16 protein-coding genes are annotated in these 20,487 nt (G+C 46.2%); 6 read left to right on the top strand and 10 right to left on the bottom strand.

Going from position 1 to position 20,487, the window contains the following annotated elements:
- Positions 1–31: 31 nt before the first annotated feature.
- From PN466_RS01720 to PN466_RS01710, 3 genes are all read right to left on the bottom strand, one after another.
- Positions 32–943, bottom strand: coding sequence for a S1 RNA-binding domain-containing protein (locus PN466_RS01720; RefSeq protein ID WP_271936448.1), 912 nt, complete (start codon positions 941–943; stop codon positions 32–34).
- A gap of 105 nt (positions 944–1,048) precedes the next feature.
- Positions 1,049–1,801: a dienelactone hydrolase family protein gene (locus tag PN466_RS01715; RefSeq protein ID WP_271936447.1), complete on the bottom strand. Its 753-nt coding sequence runs from the start codon at positions 1,799–1,801 to the stop codon at positions 1,049–1,051.
- Positions 1,802–1,960: 159 nt separating this feature from the next.
- Positions 1,961–2,266 (bottom strand): hypothetical protein, encoded by a 306-nt coding sequence (locus tag PN466_RS01710; protein WP_271936446.1) that lies wholly within the window; start codon positions 2,264–2,266, stop codon positions 1,961–1,963.
- 260 nt (positions 2,267–2,526) lie between these two features.
- Here PN466_RS01710 and PN466_RS01705 point away from each other — a divergent pair, with 260 nt between their 5' ends.
- A complete protein-coding gene (locus PN466_RS01705; RefSeq protein ID WP_271936444.1) occupies positions 2,527–4,593 on the top strand; it encodes a prolyl oligopeptidase family serine peptidase in 2,067 nt (688 codons plus the stop codon).
- Here the strand turns inward: PN466_RS01705 and PN466_RS01700 are convergent.
- Positions 4,568–5,404 carry a pentapeptide repeat-containing protein gene (locus PN466_RS01700; RefSeq protein WP_271936442.1) on the bottom strand — a complete coding sequence of 279 codons (837 nt, stop codon included), beginning with the start codon at positions 5,402–5,404 and terminating at the stop codon, positions 4,568–4,570. The two genes, PN466_RS01705 and PN466_RS01700, sit on opposite strands and share 26 nt — an antisense overlap.
- A 199-nt stretch (positions 5,405–5,603) precedes the next feature.
- On the opposite strand from PN466_RS01700, the gene PN466_RS01695 reads away from it, so the two are divergent.
- From PN466_RS01695 to PN466_RS01685, 3 genes are read left to right on the top strand one after another with little or no spacing between them, the layout of a single operon-like run.
- A complete protein-coding gene (locus PN466_RS01695; RefSeq protein WP_271936440.1) occupies positions 5,604–5,756 on the top strand; it encodes a hypothetical protein in 153 nt (50 codons plus the stop codon).
- 28 nt (positions 5,757–5,784) lie between these two features.
- Positions 5,785–6,393 carry a hypothetical protein gene (locus PN466_RS01690; protein ID WP_278002956.1) on the top strand — a complete coding sequence of 203 codons (609 nt, stop codon included), beginning with the start codon at positions 5,785–5,787 and terminating at the stop codon, positions 6,391–6,393.
- A 34-nt stretch (positions 6,394–6,427) separates the two neighbouring features.
- Positions 6,428–8,347: a GTPase family protein gene (locus tag PN466_RS01685; RefSeq protein ID WP_271936437.1), complete on the top strand. Its 1,920-nt coding sequence runs from the start codon at positions 6,428–6,430 to the stop codon at positions 8,345–8,347.
- 3 nt (positions 8,348–8,350) lie between these two features.
- On the opposite strand, the gene PN466_RS01680 is transcribed toward PN466_RS01685, so the two are convergent.
- From PN466_RS01680 to PN466_RS01670, 3 genes are read right to left on the bottom strand one after another with little or no spacing between them, the layout of a single operon-like run.
- Entirely contained in the window at positions 8,351–8,893 is a 543-nt protein-coding gene (locus tag PN466_RS01680) for a hypothetical protein (RefSeq protein ID WP_271936435.1), read from the bottom strand.
- Positions 8,894–8,933: 40 nt separating this feature from the next.
- Complete coding sequence (locus PN466_RS01675) at positions 8,934–10,091, bottom strand: hypothetical protein (protein ID WP_271936434.1); 1,158 nt, start codon at positions 10,089–10,091, stop codon at positions 8,934–8,936.
- A gap of 23 nt (positions 10,092–10,114) precedes the next feature.
- A complete protein-coding gene (locus tag PN466_RS01670; protein WP_271936432.1) occupies positions 10,115–11,071 on the bottom strand; it encodes an eCIS core domain-containing protein in 957 nt (318 codons plus the stop codon).
- 316 nt (positions 11,072–11,387) lie between these two features.
- Between PN466_RS01670 and PN466_RS01665 the strand changes: the two genes are divergently transcribed.
- Entirely contained in the window at positions 11,388–13,319 is a 1,932-nt protein-coding gene (locus PN466_RS01665) for an ATP-binding protein (RefSeq protein WP_271936431.1), read from the top strand.
- 7 nt (positions 13,320–13,326) lie between these two features.
- Here PN466_RS01665 and dmeF read toward each other — a convergent pair whose 3' ends face one another.
- Both dmeF and PN466_RS01655 read right to left on the bottom strand, forming a co-directional pair.
- Entirely contained in the window at positions 13,327–14,295 is a 969-nt protein-coding gene (gene dmeF, locus PN466_RS01660; protein WP_271936429.1) for a CDF family Co(II)/Ni(II) efflux transporter DmeF, read from the bottom strand.
- Between the two features lie 144 nt (positions 14,296–14,439).
- A complete protein-coding gene (locus PN466_RS01655) occupies positions 14,440–16,020 on the bottom strand; it encodes a DUF1565 domain-containing protein (RefSeq protein ID WP_271936426.1) in 1,581 nt (526 codons plus the stop codon).
- A gap of 256 nt (positions 16,021–16,276) precedes the next feature.
- On the opposite strand from PN466_RS01655, the gene PN466_RS01650 reads away from it, so the two are divergent.
- Positions 16,277–17,902 (top strand): SpoIID/LytB domain-containing protein, encoded by a 1,626-nt coding sequence (locus tag PN466_RS01650; protein ID WP_271936425.1) that lies wholly within the window; start codon positions 16,277–16,279, stop codon positions 17,900–17,902.
- Between the two features lie 225 nt (positions 17,903–18,127).
- Here the strand turns inward: PN466_RS01650 and PN466_RS25845 are convergent, their stop codons facing one another.
- On the bottom strand, positions 18,128–20,071 hold the full coding sequence (locus PN466_RS25845; RefSeq protein ID WP_271936424.1) for a CHAT domain-containing protein: 1,944 nt from the start codon (positions 20,069–20,071) through the stop codon (positions 18,128–18,130).
- Positions 20,072–20,487: the final 416 nt, after the last annotated feature.

Below are 20,487 nucleotides of genomic sequence, written 5' to 3'. Positions count from 1 at the left end.
TCCTCCTACTAGAGAGACTCAACGTATGAGTCTAAGCATCAGGCAAAGATTTAACCGCCCGTTCTCGACGAGCCGTAGCACTTTCCATGACTTCGTCCATATTTTCTAATAGCTCTCCGGGATAATTCTCCAAAATGCGGGTAGACAAAGAAATTCGTCCTTTCCCTTCATCAATACTAATAATGATTGCCTTAATAGATTGACCAATAGAAAAATGACTGGAGAGGGCAGCAATATAGCTTTGGCTAATTTGCTTAATATGAATCAGTCCTGTGGTATTGCCTAAATCGACAAATAAACCAAAGGGTTTAATATTAGCAATTCGTCCTTCTACCAATTGTCCCACTTCCAACTGACTAAACGTCGCCGCTTGGGTTGCGAGTCGTTCAGAAAGCACCAACTTACGAGTATCTGGGTTCACTTCCAGAAATCCTACGGTCAGGGTTTCCCCCTTGAGAGCATTGAGGTTTTCCCGTTGACTCAGATGCGATCGCGGGATAAACCCTCTAAGTCCCATCACATCAACCGTCACGCCCCCTTTATTGCTCCCGGTTACCCGAACTTGTAGCGCTTGTTGCTCCTCCTGCTTCTCTAAGAGGGTATCCCAAAGGCGCTGGATTGCCAGTTGGCGACGGGAGAGCGTTACTTGTCCCTCTTCATTTTGTTCGCGAGTAATGAGAAAATCTAATTCCTCATTCAGAGGTAAAACGGTAGACAAATCGGTTACATTTTCTAAAGCCGCCTCTTGTATGGGTACAAAGGCAGTAGACTTGCCACCAATTTCAATATAGGCTCCCTCTTGGGAATGGACAGCCACACGACCGCGTACCACTTGTCCTTTTTGGAAGGTATAGTCATGCTCTTGCAGAGCTTGGGCAAAGTCATCTGGGGAAAAGCCAATAGAAGAGGGAGTTTCAGAAGAGGGTTTGGATTCAGAGTTCATAACTAGGGTCTGAGAAATTAGAGCACTTTGCGCTAGGCAAAAGGCAATCGAGTATGGGTGCTAGGTTTGAGCCTTTCAAGGCAGTCCTCACCACCTTGGCAGTTGCTATTCAGAAGCCTGAAGTTGGGCGTGAAACAAATCTTTCACTTTAGCCCAGGCATCAGTAGCAGCTTCTGCATTATAACTAGCACGGCGATCGCAGAAAAAGCCATGATCGGCTCCATCGTACCGGAAAATCTGATGAGAAACCTGAGCCTCTCTTAGAGCAGCTTCAATTTGCTCGACTTCTGAAGCTGGAATACTGGCATCTTCATTGCCAAAAAAGCAGTAGAGGGTTCCCTTAATCTCTGGGGTACGAGTCATGGTAGGTTCGCCTCCCCCTGGGGTGAGAGTAGCAATTCCTGCACCATAGAAGGACGCAGTGGCCTTAATCTCATCCAGGATAGCGGTCAGATAAACGACATGGCCGCCAAAGCAAAATCCGATCGCCCCAAAGCCTCCCGATTTCAGATTGGGTCGTGTTTTTAGATAATCTAAGGTTGCCTGAATATCACTGAGCAATTCATCCGCCTTGGTTTGAACCTTATATTCCCGGCCGATTGTAATGTCTTCTGGGGTATAACCCGCTTCAAAACCGGGAGCCAGACGCTGATAAATCGCTGGAGCAATAGCAATATAGCCCTGTTTGGCCATGCGATCGGTTATATCGCGAATATGTTCATTTACCCCAAAAATCTCCTGTACTACGACTATGCCCTGATGGGGTCCCGGTGTAGTCGGTTCAGCCAGATACGCATCGATGAGCAAGTCGCCATTAGGGACTTGCACTGAAGTAGAGTGTATAGTCAGCTCTGCCATGATTACGGGAAAACTTGAGGTTGCGTCTTTCCAATTTTAAGGGAAAAACTCGTTAATCTTGAGCTAAAAAAAGCTCTTCACTGGATATCTAGTGAAGAGCTTTTGACAAAATGTGTTTAGACAGATGAGCGAATCTTTAGAGAGATTGGCAGTTGCCCCTTATTTCTTTTTCATTCCCTTGGCCATCTTCAGGAAGTCTAAGCCACCTGTGTTGGTATTGGAAGGACGACGAGCGGGGGTGGGGGTTGAAGGTTGACTGCTGACTTGAGGTTCAGACTTCGCAGGGGTTGAAGACATCATTTGACCTTCAGGGCGGATTTGCATTTCCATCGAAGAGGCTTCGACCACTTCACTCGCCCGTTTACCTTTGGGATAGGTATGCTTGACCCGTTGCTTTCTACGCATAAAGTCAATATCGCCAAAGGTTTTGGCTTCATCAGGAGGAAGGAAAAAGTCTTGAGACATGGGTTTGGCTGTTAGTTATCTATGGTATAGACGGTTCTTATGTTAAATTTTATCAAATTTTCTCAGATTTGGAATATTTTTTTATATTTTCCTGCATTTATATGAATTTTCATATGGTTCCGTGCCATTATATCTATATGCCTATGAATAGGTCAAGGGACTAGGAAGGGTAATATGGGTTATACAATCAGGGCAAAGATAACTTCAATCTGTATCCTTGTATATGTTTTGAGTCTTTTCCCTTGCTGGAGTACGTTACTATGTCTGAGGTTTCCCAAGTGTTTGAATATCCCCAAAGCCGTCAAGTCGATCAAGTTGATGATTACCACGGTACCCCAGTATCCGATCCCTATCGATGGCTAGAGGACTTAGAGTCAGATCAAACCCAAGCATGGGTTGAAGATCAAAACCAAATCACGTTTGAGTTTTTAGAACAAATCCCTACCCGGGAATCGCTCAAAAGTCGTCTTGAAGAACTCTGGAATTATGAGAAATATGGCATTCCCTCGAAACAAGGCGATCGCCTATTCTATTTTAAAAACTCCGGACTGCAAAATCAATCCGTTCTCTACTGTCTCCAAGAGCCGGATGTCGAGCCTCAGATTTTACTCGATCCGAATACTCTATCAGACGATGGTACAACGGCCTTATCCAGAATTTCCATTTCTGAAAATGGGCAATACCTCGCCTATGGCTTATCCCAATCCGGTTCTGATTGGCAAGAGTGGAAAGTCAGGAATATTGACAGCAAAGAAGATCTCGGTGACCATTTGAAATGGATTAAATTTTCTACGGTTACTTGGTCGAAAGATACTCAAGGGTTTTATTACAACCGCTACGCCGAACCCAAAGAAGGGCAAGAATATCAAGAACAAAACTATTACGAAAAACTGTATTACCATCGGCTAGGCGATCCTCAATCAGCCGATCGCCTCATCTATGAGCGTCCCGATCAAAAAGAATGGGGGTTTTCTCCGACAATCACGGAAGACGGAAAATACTTACTGATTAGTGTCTGGCGCTCGACAGAACTGAAAAATTTGGTGTTTTATCAAGATTTAAGCCAAGACAACAGTCCCATCATTGAATTAATCTCTGAATTTGAAGACAGTTATCAATTTATTGGTAATCAAGGCTCAATCTTCTGGTTTATAACCAATTGGCAAGCACCCAAGTGGCGAGTCATTGCGATCGATATCAACCATCCAGAACAAGAGAATTGGCAAGAGATTATTCCCGAATCGAATGATGTGATCGGCAAAGTGAGTTTGCTGAATCATCAGTTTGTGGTTCAATCGATGCAAGATGCTCATTCTCAAGTCAAGATCTATAGCTTAGAGGGAGAGTATCTAAAAACTCTTGCGTTACCCGGTTTAGGTTCAGTGAATGGGTTTAATGGTAAACCGGAAGATACAGAAACCTTCTATAGCTTTACCAGCTATACAACTACCACGACTATTTATCGCTATGACTTGCTGACAGGAGAAAGTACCCTGTATCGGCAACCAGAAGTGAACTTTAATCCAGATGACTATGAGAGTAAGCAAGTGTTTTATCCCAGTAAAGATGGCACCCAAGTTCCTCTTTTTATTACCCATAAGAAAGGAATTACTCTTGATGGCTCAAATCCCACCTTACTCTATGGCTATGGGGGCTTTAGTATTTCTCTAACTCCGGGGTTTTCGGTCAGTCATTTAGTGTGGATGGAGCAGGGAGGAATCTATGCAGTTCCCAATTTACGGGGCGGTGGAGAATATGGCGAAGACTGGCATCAAGCGGGGATGAAACAAAATAAACAAAATGTGTTTGATGATTTTATTGCGGCAGCAGAATGGTTAATTGAACAACAGTATACTTGTTCGGAGAAATTGGCGATCGCCGGTGGCAGTAATGGCGGTTTATTAGTCGGCGCGTCTCTAACGCAACGCCCCGACTTGTTTGGTGCTGCTCTTCCCGCTGTTGGTGTTATGGATATGCTGCGATTCCATAAATTTACCATTGGCTGGGCTTGGTGTGATGAATATGGGTGTGCCGATCATCCAGAAGACTTTGAAAACCTCTATCGCTATTCCCCGTTGCACAACCTGAAACCCGGAACTGCCTATCCTGCTACTCTAGTTACAACCAGCGATCGCGACGATCGAGTTGTTCCTTCCCACAGTTTCAAATTTGCCGCAGCTCTACAAGCTGCCCACAGGGCTTCATCTCCAGTCTTGATCCGCATTGAAACCAAAGCCGGGCATGGTGCAGGAAAGCCCACCAGCAAACAAATCCAAGAAATTGCCGATAAATGGGCATTTCTCACCCAAGTTCTCGGTATTGCCTAACTAGGTTCACGTCAAATCCCTTGGGAAACACAGCACCGGTGACTGAAGCCCCCTCTAAATTCGCCTGCGATAGATTGGATAGGGTGAAATCCGTATCCATTAACACCGCTTCGCTTAAATTAGCTTCGGTGAAATTCGTCCAGTACAGTTGGGCGCGATAGAGGGTGGCTTGGTGCAAATCTGCCGAACGGAAGGAAACCCCCATTAAATTGCTCGATCGCAAACTCGCCTCTCGCAAAATCGCCCGGCGCAGAGACGCACCCATGAGAATGGCTTGACTGAGATCGGCCCGTTCTAAATCTGCTGTTTCTAACATGGATTGCGCTAAGATGCTATGGGCTAATTTAGCCTGTTTAAGAATCGCCCCATTCAGGATAGCGTGGGTCAAATTAGCATATTCCAGAACCGTATGGTGCATGGAGGCATTGATCAGTTTTGCCCGACTCAAACAAGCCTTCTGTAAATTGGCATGGTTTAAGATCGCTTCATTGAGATTGCAGTCACTCAAATTCGCCCCTTGTAAATTTGCGCCTTGGAGATTCGTATCGCTCAGGAAGGCTTCGTGCAAAGAAGTTTCTTCAAAGTGTGCCCCAATAAGGTTGGCTCCTGTCAGCATGGCTTGATTCATAAATGCTTGACTAAAGGTGGCTCCCCCTAGGGTGGCTCCCGTCAAATTGACTTTGATCAAATTGGCTTGCGTGAAGTTGATTTCGCAGAGGTTTGCTTGGCGCAAGTCTGCATTCGCCAAATTGACTTGGCAAAAATTCCGTTCTCCTGCACGATAGCGTTCTAATAATTCTGAAGCCTTCATTGCGTGTTCCTCATTAATTGATTTTTGGGAGAAATTGTGTTGTTGTTCTCCTGTTTTCAATCATATTCTGAGATTCCCTTGTGTACCAGGGTGGTGTGAGGTGTCGGAGGGATGGGGGTTTTTATCCTATTGTTAAACGTTAACTTTTGACAATAGGTATAAAATCCTCTCTCTATCAGACTTTGAGCGATCGCCAAAAATGCCCCATGAACCCCCCCTGCTACAACGCCAGTCTGATGTCAATACAGTGGGATTGATCGAGGTTTTGGCGATCGCCTATAATTCTCGCCTTCCGCCAGAATTCTATCAAATTCTTAAATGTTGGCATCAATGGGTATACAATCAGGATTAATTATTAAGGACTAATGATTAATTCTTCCATGCGTTTGGGTAAAGTCGTTAAATCTAATTCCCATTGTGATTATATTGTCCAACTCGATGAAAAGCACGATTTATTGAATCCACCGGAACCCGATGATTATGGGTTTGGTTGTTTCGTGAAGCTCGAAGATCTCGGCGATCGCCATTGGGCAGTAGGTTTAGTTTATAATTCCCAGTTGTTTAATCCCCAATTTCTGAATACGGGGCCTCGGTTATCCAACGATCCCGATCCCTTCTTCACACCAGATTTGATTGTCGAAACACGGGTTTTACTAGGTACAATTTTAATTGGAGAGTTCATCCAAGGGGGCGATCGCCTCCATGGAGTGCAAGGAATCCCTAGGGTTGTCGTTCCCGTTAATACTCCAGTCTTTAAGATGAGTCCCGAAGAAATTTATCAGTTTCACTTAAACGCCCAAGGCCGCCCCCATTTAGGGTACTATGCCCATGTGCTGCGCAGTGGGGGCATGTTTGCCTCCCAGTTAGTGCAACAAGTGATTGGCGAATTAATTGACCAAAATCTGTTTTCGGAAGCCGATCAAAGAGCGTTAGAAATTCTCCGGAAAGAGTTAGCATGGAAGAATACGTTAGGCTCGATTAAGGGTTAATAGCATCAAGAAAAGTTTTGATTTTTAATAGATTATGGTGCGCTTTAAGCTGTGGCAATGGATCGTTTTAATTACCCCGATCGCCTCGATCGCGATCTTACTGCTTGTTGCCGCTGGGTTGCAGATACATACTTGGGGGCTGAGTTGGATCTGGGCAATCTTTATCCTGGTGTTCTTGGGGTGGCGCTGGTTATTGGTGCTGTGGACTCGCCCTATGGTAGAACAGGTGGAAGCAGCAGTCGCAGCCATCAGTGCAGATATGGAGGCGGTAACGGAAGAAACCCAGTCTGCCATTGGTAATGCGGAAGTCGGGGCACAGATTGAGACGGCGTTAGAGACGATTCTCAAGGAGTCAAAAGGCGATCGCCCCATTTGGGAAGATCAGGCGACCTTTTTTCAACGTTGTCAAGCCGTGGTGGTGGCGGTGGCTGAGGCTTATGGGCAAAATACCCAATATCCTCTACTCAATATCTACATTCCCCAAGCCTATGGATTGGTTCAAGGAACCGTGGAGGATGTGGGACGTGCCATTAGCCAACTCTCTCCTGTTCTCAATCAGGTGACCGTTGGCCAAGCCTATCAAGCCTATGAAATCTATCGCAAGTTGGAACCTTCAGCCCGTAAAGTATTACAGGTTTGGGGTTGGGCGCAGTGGTTGCTCAATCCAGCCGCAGCCGCAGCAAGACAGGCGACGCGCAAGTGGGGCAATAAGGCGACTCAGGAGTTACTGGTGAACTTGGGTCAAATGTTACGGGAGTCAGCCCTGCGGAATCTCTGTCGGCAGGCGATCGCCCTCTATGGTAACGTAGCGCCTCCCGATCTCAATGTTTCAGCCTCCGAATTAACCCTACCGAAAGCCAAAACCGAAACCCTACGCGCCATTATTGCTAAAGCGTCCCCAGAGGAGCAGATTGAGGAACAACCTCTGAATCTACTTTTAGTCGGACGGACAGGGGCAGGTAAAAGTAGCCTGATTAACACCTTATTTCAAGCAGAACGGGCGGAAGTGGATGTTTTACCCAGTACCGACAAAATTCAGGATTATCAATGGCAGGGAGCTAATGGCGAGGGCTTACATCTTTGGGATACGCCCGGTTACGAGCAGGTCAATCGCCCCGATTTAGCCGAGCAAGTTTTAGAGTTTGGGGCTGAAGCCGATTTAGTCTTATTAGTGACTCCTGCCCTCGATCCGGCCTTGCAAATGGATGTGCATTTCTTGAAGCAACTCCGGGAACAGAATGAGACTTTACCCATTGTCACGTTTGTCACGCAAGTTGACCGTCTGCGCCCCATCCGGGAATGGTCGCCCCCCTATGACTGGGAATTCGGAGAGCGGCCGAAGGAGTTAGCGATTCGTGAGGCAACCGAGTATCGTCAGCAACAGTTAGGGCAATGGTGCGATCGCCTCCTGCCCCTCGTCACCGCAGATGCTCAAATCGGTCGCCAGGCTTGGAATACGGACAAACTCTCCGCCCTGCTCATGGAGGCAATTGGGCCAGTGAAAGAAGAGAGACTAGCACGATTTTTACGCGATCGCGATGCCCGTACCCTAGCTGCCGCCAAAATTATCGACCGCTACACGTTCCAAATGGCGACGACTCAAGGCTTAACTGCACTCCTGAAAAGTCCCGTCCTCCGATTTGTATCAACGATTGCCACCGGTTCGCCCACCCTCGCCTATCTCCTCGCCGAACAAATCCCCATCGAACAATTACCGGTAGTGATTGGCAAGTTACAGATGGCCTATGATTTATTTTTACTCCTGAGTAATGACCCAGAGTTGGAAGTTAAATTTGAACTTTTGACCCTTTGGCCGCAACTGCTAGAAAACCCTGCAACTCCCGAAAAAAACGCCTGGGCCTTCGGTCATGCCCTGGTAGAATATTGGGTGCAAGGGTTGAGTATGGATGAGTTGGGCGATCGGGTCAAATTTTATCTAGAGACACGAAAGTAGTAATCATAACATCTTTTCCAGCGCCTCTAGTGCTGCATTAAATCCCGATCCCTCCTCACACCAATCTTCATCCACTCCCAACTGCCGCCAACGACACCCATAAAAACTACTTGCACTCAGAATAAACCGGGATGATACCTTGCTCTCATCTACTTTCATCGCCGTTTGAATGATAGGTTCGATCTTAGCAAACACCGAAGAGATAGCAGCCTGTGCTTTTTCCCGATCCATATAAGCACCACCCCAGCTTACTTGTAGAAAAAAGGCGAGAGGACCATAAACCAGATAATAATGGATAGCATAGGAATTCATCCCATGGCCATCAAAAGCCAACACCGCATAATCATCCACAGATTGAGTTTCTACCTCTTCAATAAAGGGATCGGTAAAATACGGAGTAGCAGGCAGAATTGAACGGCTGCTAAATACCCCTTCAGAAATAGGTTTGAGGGCATTCTGTAACTCGATTGGCATACAAGGAAACGGTATTCCTTCCTCAGCCAGCCATCTTTGAGCCGCTTCTAAACCAGAATCTTCTGAGTCCATAATTGATATCTATCCTTGTTAATGATCTAAATTGCTGGTACTAATCCCAATTGGTCACTGTTTTGCCTTTAGCCACCTTCTTGATCAAATATTCCGCCAGATTCTCCAGCCGTTCAATAGCTTTTTCTACTTCAGAATTTGTCAATCCGGTTACGTTTGGATCGAGAGCTTGGCGGACTCGATCGAGATTATTGGAGAGCTTAATAATTTTAATCGCAAATGCCTTATCGATGTGTAGATTCTTCGCTGATTTTCCACCAATTGCCACGGAGGATGAACCGCTCTTAGGATCGAATCCATATTGATCGCCGAAGGTTAAATCATTATCAATTCCCCAAACTTTCCCTCCCTTGAGGAGAACATTACCCAGGTGACGATCCACTTGACCGGTAATCACATCCATTAAGTATAAGTTAGATAATTCTTGTAGATGTCGTCCTTCTATATTATCTCCCCCTTCAAGGTGCTTTATGGGATCGCGCCCAGGTTCTGCATTTTCAATTTTTTCCATTACTGACCCTGATTTTCCACCTTTAGTTGCTTTATAGGTTTTGGGAATAATGCCAGCTTCTAGGAGTTGATCGATCCGATAGGCAGCGATCGCACGTCCGGTTTGATTCGGGTTTCTCTGGGGAATCCCTGCTGCTGTTCCTTTATGCATTCCATACATCTCATCAACTGCTTTTTCTTTCTTGAAGTAACCCTTCGTATCCTGATTATCCATGATTACTTCTTTCACTGAGTTGAGTCCTCCGCGATCGCTTTTTCCTTTGAAGTTTTTGTTAAGTGTGTCCAAATCTCCTAAATCGGCATTTTCAACTTGAGGAATGGGGTCATCTCCCGATTGACTATAGTCTTGTTGTACCGTTGTCAATTTGGAATTCACATTCTCCTTAACCTTATTCATGTTATCAATTTCTTGCTGTATACTCGTCTTCTTACTCTGCTTCTTAGTAGACTGCTTACTATTTGTTTTTTTAGTAATATAAACATCAATCAGCTTCTTCAATTTTTTCAGAAAAACAAGCTGTACAATCAGGGGTTCATTGGCTAGACCATTCCTTTCATCATGCCAGAGATCCAATGTATTGAGAATGGCATGATATTCTTTACTGCGCCAGCGTCCTCTAATCGCGACTTTCTCTTTCGCTTGATCTTTTGTCCAAAGGTCTCGTTGAATAACCTCTCTGTTAATCACCGATTGTGGATGACTCGAAGATCCTATTCTTTTTTTTTCCGTTGCACGCTTGCCCCTTTCTGCTGCACCACATGGGTTAATTCATGGGCAATTAATTCCTGACCTTGGGGACTTGAGGGTTTATATTGTCCTTTGTTGAAAAACACATCCTGTCCCGTGGTAAATGCTTTTGCTTGTATCGATTGACTTAAACCATGAGACTGGGAATCCGTATGCACCTTCACGCTACTAAAATCAGCGCCCATCGCTTCTCCCATTTTCGTCTGAAGCGTAGAATCTAAGGGTTGTCCCCCTCGTTTCGCTTGTTTGAGTTGTCCTTCAAACTCTGGGGTAGCTCTTCCTCCTGCTAACCCATCCCGTTGTAGTCCCGGTTTGGGTTTCATATCTACCTCCTCTTCCTCATTCCGTTGCACCGCCGAGTCAAGAGGTTTCATGTCCACATCCTCTTCCTCATTCCGTTGCACCGCTGAGTCAAGAGGTTTCATGTCCACATCCTCTTCCTCATTCCGTTGCACCGCCGAGTCAAGAGGCTTCATGTCCACATCCTCTTCCTCATTCCGTTGCACCGCCGAGTCAAGAGGCTTCATGTCCACATCCTCTTCCTCGTTCCGTTGAATACCCAGTTGTTCAGGTATTCCTGCACTCGAATCGTCTTCTTTTGTCTGTACTCCTTGACTGGGTGCAGGTTGGGGTTGATTAATTTGTTTAACGACTTGACTGGCTACTGCATCCGCTTGTTGTTCGTGAACATCCCCCGGTTCTCCAATAGTTAGTTTCGCTTGTACGGGGGCTGGATGGCCATACATTTCGTGCAGACTGGTATAGTTATAGCTCGCTGCTGGCTTAAAAGGAGGCAGTTTTTTTTCTTGGCTCTCCTTGCGTTGTACAGAGGGCACAACTTTAGGGGCAAACCGACTAGAAGATTTCTGAGGGGCAGAACTCTGTTGGGCAGTTTTTTTGCGACGGATGAAGGAGCGCATAGTTTAGAAACCCATAGAAACAAGCTTACTGCTATTATATCAGTTGAATTCAAGCATAAGAGTTGCTTGTAGCCCCAATTGCATCCAGCTTAAAAATCTATAACTAAAGACAGTAGTTTTTACTCGCAGTCAAATGAGACAAAGGGGTTGCCTATGATGGGTTTCAGTGGAGATATACAGCGCTTTGCACTAGGGAATAGGGAATGGGGAATAGGATTGTGGTACATGGCTTTGGGGATTCAACAGTCTACTCCAGAACAGCACAAAGTTCTGTAAGTTTTAAGTTTTGATAGTTAGAGGTGAGTATCCAGAGCCTATGCAGTATTTGAGTCTTTGTATTGGTGAGATCCATCGTCGTCTCGATCGCCAAATTCGTCAACGGCAAAATCTCGATCTCGATCTTGCGGATACTCCCTCTATTGATCTCGATGTCCTCCCCTCGGATATGGAGGAACCTCTTCCGGCTTTAGAGCAGTTGTGCAAGGTGTTTGAGCTATCCCCCTTTGAACGCAAGGTGCTGTTGCTCTGTGCAGCGCGGACACTGCATCCCCAGGTTCCGGCACTCTGTGCCCATGCTCAAGGGGATGCCAATTTAACTTATCCTACGTTTCAATTGGCGATCGCTCTTTTTCCTGATGTCCACTGGGATGCTCTTCACCCCCAAAGACCGCTAAGATTATGGCATTTACTAAGTTTAGCAGAAAATGAAGATATTACTCACACCAAACTTGAGATAGATGAGAGCATTTTACATTATTTATTGGGGAATGTTTATCAGGACCAAGAATTAGCTCTACTGCTTGAATCTCTTGCCCTCCCTGCTCCTTCTTTATCGGTATCCCATCAAAAGATTGTCGAGTTGGCTATTTCTGGTTTACTCACGTCCCATCCGGTACAGTTATGCGGATGGAATTTAGAAGATAAACGGGTGATCGCCCAAAATATTGGGGACTATTTTCAACTGCCCGTACAAGTACTGTCCAGTCGCCATTTACCCAGCGATCCGAAGGAGCTAAAACATATGGTTTTTCGGTGGCGACGGGGGATGCTCTTGGCTCCAACTTTACTGTTATTGGAATACGATCCGGTTAAAGGCTCAGAAGTGAGCCAACAGGCAATTTTAACTGACTTTATCCAAGACTTGAAAACGCCGGTTATAATTTCCACTTCGATCCGGTTTTCTTCAGTTAATGTTCCTCTGCTGACGTTTGATGTTCCCAAGCTTTCTTATGATGAACAATTGCAACTGTGGCAAACCCATTTGGGAGATGCTACTGAAAAACTCAACGGCCATTTAGAGGGGATTACGTCCCAATTTAATTTACCCTCGACGACGATTAAGGCGGCTTGTTCGACCTTAGAAACCGAACTTACGGAACCGGATATTATTGGCGATCGCCTCTGGCACTTTTGCCGCTTGCAAGCTCGACCCAGTTTAGACGATCTCGCTGTTCGGATTGAAACTAAAGCCAGTTGGGAGGATTTGATTTTACCTGCACAGCATAAACAAACTTTGTATCAAATGGTTGCCCACTTACGACAGAGGGTACGAGTGTATGAAGAGTGGGGATTTGCTGGCAATGAGCGACGCGGATTGGGCATTAGCGCCCTGTTTTCCGGGCAAAGTGGCACAGGTAAAACCTTAGCAGCCGGGATTATTGCCCGTGAGTTAAAGTTGGATTTATATCGGATTGATTTAAGTTCAGTCGTCAGTAAATATATTGGTGAAACCGAGAAAAACTTAAAACAGGTATTTAATGCTGCCGAAATGGGGGGCGCGATCCTGTTGTTTGATGAAGCCGATGCTCTATTTGGAAAGCGTTCAGAAGTGCAGGATAGCCGCGATCGCTACGCGAACATGGAAGTCAGTTATTTACTGCAAAGTATCGAGGCTTATCAGGGATTATGCGTGCTAACCACTAACCTGAAAGGGGGGATCGATCAAGCCTTTCTGCGCCGTATCCGCTTTATCGTCCAATTTCCCTTTCCAGATCGTGATAGTCGCGAAGCCATTTGGCAGCGAATTTTTCCAGCAAAAACACCGACCGAAGGCTTAGATGCCCGAAAACTTTCTAACCTCAATGTGGCGGGCGGAAACATTCGCAATATTGCCCTCAACGCCGCATTTTTAGCCGCCGATTCTGGTGAATCCGTGATGATGAAACACCTGTATGAAGCGACAAAAAGTGAGTATATTAAACTCGAGCGATTGTTAACCGAAAAAGAGATTAAAGGATGGATTAATTAATCCTCTTTTAAAGGTTACTTGATGCCACTTCTATACAAGGTTCTCCCTTACAGGGATTAACTTCAACCAACACATGAGAAAGGGCAGAAATGGGAGCAAGAAGCGTTTTATAATATTCAGGTTCTTGGGGATAGTGGGTAACCAGGGAAATGGTTGCGGCTAAATGATCTTCACTCAGATACCAGACATGCAAATCCACGACCCGATTATCTGCATCCTGTTCAATCTGATGAATAATATCGAGCTTGGTTTGTTTGTCGATCGCCCCATCGAGCAACAGACCACTGGTTTCTCGCAACAGATTATAAGACCATTTGCTAATCACCATCGCTCCGATCGCACCCATGGCAGCATCCATCCAGATCCAACCCAGAAACTTGCCAGCAAACAGAGCCAGTATTGCCAAAATTGAGGTTAAAGCATCAGCTAACACATGGAAATAGGCAGCACGAAGATTATGATCGTGATGCTTGTGATGCTCGTGAGCATGATCGCGATCGTGATGTTCGTGAGCATGATCGTGATGATCCTCTAACAACAGAGCGCTCACTAAATTCACAACCAAACCAATCACCGCAACAATAATCGCCTCATTAAATTGAATTGCTTCCGGTTGTAATAAACGACCAATGGACTCCACCACCATCACACAAGCAACCACTGCCAGAGCCACCGCACTAGCAAACCCTCCGAGAGTGCTAACTTTACCCGTGCCAAATGTATATTTGGGGTTATTGGCATGAGAGCGAGCATATTGATAGGCAAAGAGTGTAATACCAAAGGCAGCCAGATGGGTAGCCATGTGCCAGCCATCAGCCAGTAAAGCCATCGAACCAAAGATTGTACCGGCTACAATCTCACCAATCATCGTAACCAGGGTAAGAGCCGTCACGATTTGGGTTTTTCGTTCGGCGCTATGGCGATCGACTAAAAAATCATGGGAATGTTGCCATTCTTCGAGGTGATGAATATGCATAAATCGATCAACTCACTCCTATGTGGATTAATTGAAAGTCTTATGGGGTAAAAAAGCAGGAAAATGAGGAGATGTAGAGATCTCCCATTACTTCCCATTACTTTTTACTTTTGACTTAATTTAATACTCTACCAATTTAGCGATCTAATAGTCTACCAATTCTGCTCGTACCCCAGTATTGCGGACTAACTCCAGCCTGTCTTGAGCTTCTTCTACCGTTGCAAATGCGCCGACTTGAAGCACCGATCGCCCTTGGTAAGAACTGCGGAAGGCATCCGGAACGACGGATTTCACCCGGTTTTGGTCTTGAGTAGAGGAAGCATAAACAATCACTCGATAGCGCAAGCCTAAAGCAGAAGCCACGCTAGTCGGAGGAGGGGGAGGGGTTCCCGGCGCACTGGCGCGGTTAGGAATGCGACCGGCATAGCGGTTATCTCCTAAAGGAATATCGATATTGGGAACAGGAAGGGGATCTAAGTTAGGAACTTGGGAGGTTACCGAAGAGCTACGGTTGGGAGCAGGAAGAGGCGATCGCTGCTGGGGGGCAGGAGGTGCAGGAAGAGGTGTCCTGGATTGGGGAGGGGGAACGGGAATGGGAATCGGTGCAGGAGTAGGGGAGTTATTCGTTGGAGGAGGAGCAACAGGACGAGAAGGGGTAGGTAGCAATAAGGGAGGGGGACTCGGACGCGAGTTTTCTGGAGCCGACTGAATCAAGGCAGCCGTTCCTTGGAAGTCCAGACGACCCGCAATACGACGGGTAATCAGTTGATTGCCATAGGCAGGAATCGTATTTTTCGCGCCCTGAGCATTAATATCATATTCGCCGTTATTACTGAATTGATTGTTTCCTGGTTCATTCGATGTACCGAGATTAGGTTGAGATTCAGAGATCGCCACCAACCCATTACGCCGATTATTCTCGATGCGATTGTCCCGTAAAATGGGGGTTGCTTTGGCTTGCACGACCACGCCATCGCGATTATTGATAATTTGATTATTGATAATTAATGGTGTAGCATTTTGATTAATGTTAATGCCAAATCCGGTATTGTCAAAGACATTATCTCGGACTTCTGGATTCGATGTGCCATAGATGGTCATACCATTGGCTCCATTGCCGGTAAAATGGTTACTCCGAATCACAGAACCACTTCTACCCGTGATGGAGATACCATCATGCACATTCCCGGTAAACGTATTATCTGCAACGACTAAAGAACTCGATTCAATCCATAATCCATAACCGCGACCATTGGGGTTGGTCACCGTTACGCCAGCCAGAGCTGCATCGTTGGCTCCCAGGAGGGTAATATTTTGCCGGGCAAAGGTAGGACTGATGAAGCGTCCCCCTCCTTGAATAATCACGTTTTGCCCTTTATTATCGGGGTTCCCGACCACAATTACATTGGGTTTTAACTGAATGGGAAAAACTTCGCCCGTTTGCTGAGAATAGGTTCCCGCAGAGAGTTGAATGATATGGTTGGTGGAGGCCATCCGCAAGGCATAGGTTAAGGTTCGATAGGGCGCTTGGGATGTGCCATTTCCGGATTGATCGTTGCCAGTTTGGGGATTCACCCATAGGGTTGGCCGTTCAGTGGAGACTCCTGGGGTGAGTTGAGCGATAGACTCAGAAGCCAAAACCGGTTTGGGGGCAATTGCCGTACTCAAACTCAGAGTCAGTAGGGTGAATAGAACGGTACTGGAGTTAACGATTGTTCTGTTCAAGGGAACCTCTCTGGTGGTAAGGGTGTGAGGATAGTTAAGAGTTGCACATTATGGTATCACTTGTAGTCTATGGGAGTATAGACTCAAGCGATAGGCATTTCTGAATCCTTACGCGGCGATCGGGTTCCCATCCGTAATCTGCTGGATCTTCAGCTTGGCTCCCTGAATCATGAGCAATATTTATGTACAGTATCAATACAGTATCCAGTAGTCAGCTTGATGGGAGAGTGGAAACATCATGATCCGGTTTAAAAAAATGGGACTTCAACCGCGGAAATGGGTAAGTGCGGCCATGATGTCGCTGGCAATGGTCGGTGTTTCGGCACTTCCGGGATGGTCTGAACCCAATCGCCTACTGAAAATTGGCATTGAGCAACGATTTGGCGATCAACCTGGGGAAACCTTAACGTTGAGAGCGCTATCGGGCGATCGCCTAACGCTACGCTATGCAACGACAGAGGGAGAGGCTACCCTAGACACTGATACCGTTAAACTCCAAATTGAGATGAAGCCTCTACCCCAACCGATGGTTGAGGAACGGGTAGTCTTAAGTACCCATCGCAGCTTTGAAAGTGCCGAACATGATGCCCACAAATGGCGCGAACGGGGTTTGGAGGTAGAAGTTGCTAATCCCGATCGCTGGCAAGTTTGGGCGAAGCGCGAGGTATATAATACACCTCTACTGCGCCGCATGTTGCTCGATAGCTTAAAGTCTGAAGGCAATACCATCGCCCATATCGAGACGAAAGTCTTACGCCACTATCCTCAAGCCTATTGGGTGGTGAATGGGTATCGATATAACCGTCGTTCTGTGGATATCAGCAGTGGTAATAACCGGATTCAAGTGGTACATCCTGAAGGAGTCACCCGACTCTATGGCGGTTCCTTGCGAATGCAACCCAACGCCTATGGCAATTACACCTTGGTCAATTTTGTCCCCTTAGAGACTTATTTACGGGGCGTGGTTCCCCATGAAATCGGCCCCCAAGCTCCCCCCGCAGCCGTAGAAGCGCAAGCCATTCTAGCGCGAACCTATACCCTAAGAAACTTACGCCGCTTTGGTATTGATGATTATGAACTCTGTGCGACCACAGATTGTCAGGTCTATTGGGGGTTAGGAGATGCTTCAGCTAGAGCGGATCGGGCGATCGCCGCGACTCGCTCTTTAGTTGCCACCTACGAGAATGAATTGGTCGATGCCCTCTATTCTTCCACCACCGGTGGCATTACTGCACCCTTTGAAGATGTTTGGAATGGCCCGGCACGACCCTATCTGCAAGCGAGGGTTGATTCTACCGGGCTAGTATGGGATTTAGCCCAAAAAAGCTTGGGCAACGAAGGGAATTTACGGGAGTTTCTGAATCTGAAACAGGGATTTAATGAAACTGGGTGGAACCGTTTCCGGTGGAGCTATAGCACCTCCTTAAAAGATATGACTGAGTTCTTGAACAAATATTTGGGCAATCGCAACCATCCCATGACCGGTATCCAAAAAATTGAGAGCGTAAAGATAACCGAACGAGCGCCATCGGGTCGGGTATTAACGATGGAAGTGCAAACGGATAAGGGGCCCTTAGAAATTACTAAAGACCAAATTCGCAACGCCTTTTATCCTCCCATTAGCACCCTCTTTTATCTTGACCCCATGTTAGATGAGAACCAAGCGCTCAAAGGCTATACCTTTGTCGGTGGGGGCTTTGGCCATGGGGTAGGACTAAGTCAAACAGGAGCTTATCGCTTGGCAGAGTTAGGCTGGAATGGGGAGAGAATCGTACAATTCTACTTTCCAGGCACTCAGATTCAACCCTTGAATGAGGCGATCGTCTTTTGGCGCGATCCGATGGTAACTGAAAATAGGGGAGATGAAGGCTATATCAATTAACAATTAACAATTAAAAATGGGTCTGGGTTGGGGGTCAGAAAAATCCCGTAGTGGATTGTTTCACCTAAAATAGGGCTTTGTTTGGTGTAAGCACGAAGAGTGCTTAAAAGCCTAGCTGGAGAGGGATAAATCCCTCACTACAAACAAAATCTAATGCACCATTTTAGGTGAAACAGTCCACTATGACGGTATCTGTAGGGGCGAACGGCCGTTCGCCCCTACTCATTACCAAGGACTACCGACGACGGTAAATCCAGCCCAATGAAAAGGATGAGACAGAGAAGCCCCATCACCGCTATTTTTCAATTGAGAAACTACGGTTGGAGGCAGGGCAACCCGGTTATGGGGGGTGACTAATTCTCCGTTTTCGATGAAAATTTCCCCTCGTAACATCGCCAGTTGCGCTTGACGGAGGGCTTCGGCTTTAATGGGTTCAGTTTGCAAGTATTCGTAAAATGCTGTCATTAAAGCAACGGTGGATAAATCGTCCACTTTCCACAGACTTGCCACTGAAGATTTTACTCCAGCACGGATAGCTAACCCGGCAAAGCCCATTTCTGCGTCTAAATCTCCGATCGCCGTTTCACAAGCACTGAGTACCAACAGTTCCACTTGTGGCTGCTCGTGCCAGTCAAATTCCCGCAGCGTCTCTAAGGAAATGGTTTCATCCCAAAATTCCAGTTGTGTCTTATCCCTGGAGCCAAAATCGGCATGGGTTGCCAGATGGACGATATCATAGTGACGGCTCAGGCGCTGGGCTTTCATGTTGTCTAGGGTAAATTCTTCATTTAAGAAGCGATCGCTCTGCCAGTCTCCACTACCAATCATTTCTAACTCTAGGGGCACATTGGGCAGAGGCTTGCGCCTGTCTAGGTCAAATTCAGACGCTCCCATGGCTAAGACTCTGGCATTGTCCAGCCCTTCATACGTGGAATTAGTTAAGGTGACGCTGGGAATTAGAGCGATATTATACTTTTCAATCAGGAATTGTTCTCCATCATACAGCATGCCCAAGGGAATCGAGCGCAACCCATTGTCCATGCTAAAGAGCAGAGTATCAATCTCTTGCGCTTGTATCTGTTCTTCCAAAGGTGCAATCAGGGCTTGATAAGCTTTCTGTGCAGTCACTAAGGTGGCAGTCTTATTTATACTACTGTTCAATTCGTTAAGAATCTTTCTGGCAATCCAATGGATATTATTGGATGTATTCTTGCCGAACAAGCGATCGACATCCACATTTTCTACCTCCGCTACCCCTTCAGAGGTGATTAAGACTAAAACCAGTTGTCCCTTTAGAGGTATTCCTTCTCTGTCAACTTCAGGATAAGACAGAGCATAGACGACTGCGGGTTTATTGCCGGTTTGCGCCTCGATTCTACCGAGCATATCCTTGATTCCGGCGATCGTCACAATCTCCGAGGGGGCTTTTTTCACATATTGACTATACTCTTCCGTCATCAATTGATCCAGTTCTTGCAACCGTTGATCCCAGGTTTCTTGTAGTCCTCCCCACTCTAAATTGAGAGACGCTAAATCAATGGCAAAGCGATCCAAATTCGTCAAATCAGTCGTTACAGTGACATTAGAAGACGCAGGAATATTCGGATTGATGGTGACAGAAACTTCAGGAACAGAGGTCAACAACGGTGCAGTTGAAGGAGGATTAACTGGGATTTGTGGCTGAATCGCACTCTGGGTTACGGAGGGACTAACCGGTTGATTTACCGGTGAATTAACCGGTGTTGGATTACTCTGAATCGTCAGCGTACCTGGAATCCCTTGAGGTGCAGCAGTATTAATCTCTCCTGTCGAAATGGTTCCCGCTTGTGAGTTTAACAAAACATCTCCAGCATTACCTTGATTACTACTCGTATTAATATCTTCTGTGGTGATATTCTCAAAGGCTTGAATTCCCACATCTCCACTATTGCCCTCATTCGTAGAGCTATCAATATTTCCAATAGTCACTGAACTTTGGGGACTAGAAACCAGAATATTACCGCCATTTCCTATATTGGAAGAGGATGAATTCAAGTCACCGGTTGCCACTCCTTGTACTCCCTCTACCGTAATATTTCCGCCATCTCCATCGCGAGCAGACGTATCAATATTATCAGATTGAAATCCTCCATCTGTGATGCCCGTAAAATCTCCCCCATCTCCTTGCACAAAAGAGGATGAGACAGAAGTACCAATTCTAATTCCGGTTTCGGTTTGAATATTGACGCTACCAGCATTATTGAGGAGCGTAGGTAGGAATAAGGCAGGATTCTCAAACTCAGGATTAATTAGGATTTGAACTTCCTCAATAATTTCAGATAATTCAGGCTGATTTTCTAGAATGGAGTTATCCAGGTTAGTTGAGTTGCTCTCTTCCGGTACAAAAACAAGTCCAGTAATTTCCAGTGGATTAGCATTACCATCCTCAATGACTTTAGTAATTATCTCTGTAGAGCGATCGAGCTGAACAGGTTCGGGTTTCGGTTGAACAGGTTCGGGTTACGGTTGAACAGGTTCGGGTTCCGGTTGAACAGGTTCTGGCTCCGGTTGAACAGGTTCGGGTTCCGGTTGAACAGGTTCTGGCT

It is taken from the genome of Roseofilum reptotaenium CS-1145, from assembly GCF_028330985.1.
In the GTDB taxonomy this organism is placed as follows: Bacteria; Cyanobacteriota; Cyanobacteriia; order Cyanobacteriales; family Desertifilaceae; genus Roseofilum; species Roseofilum reptotaenium.
Note: the sequence above shows the minus strand (reverse complement) of the source record. Positions and strands in the feature narration are given on the sequence as shown.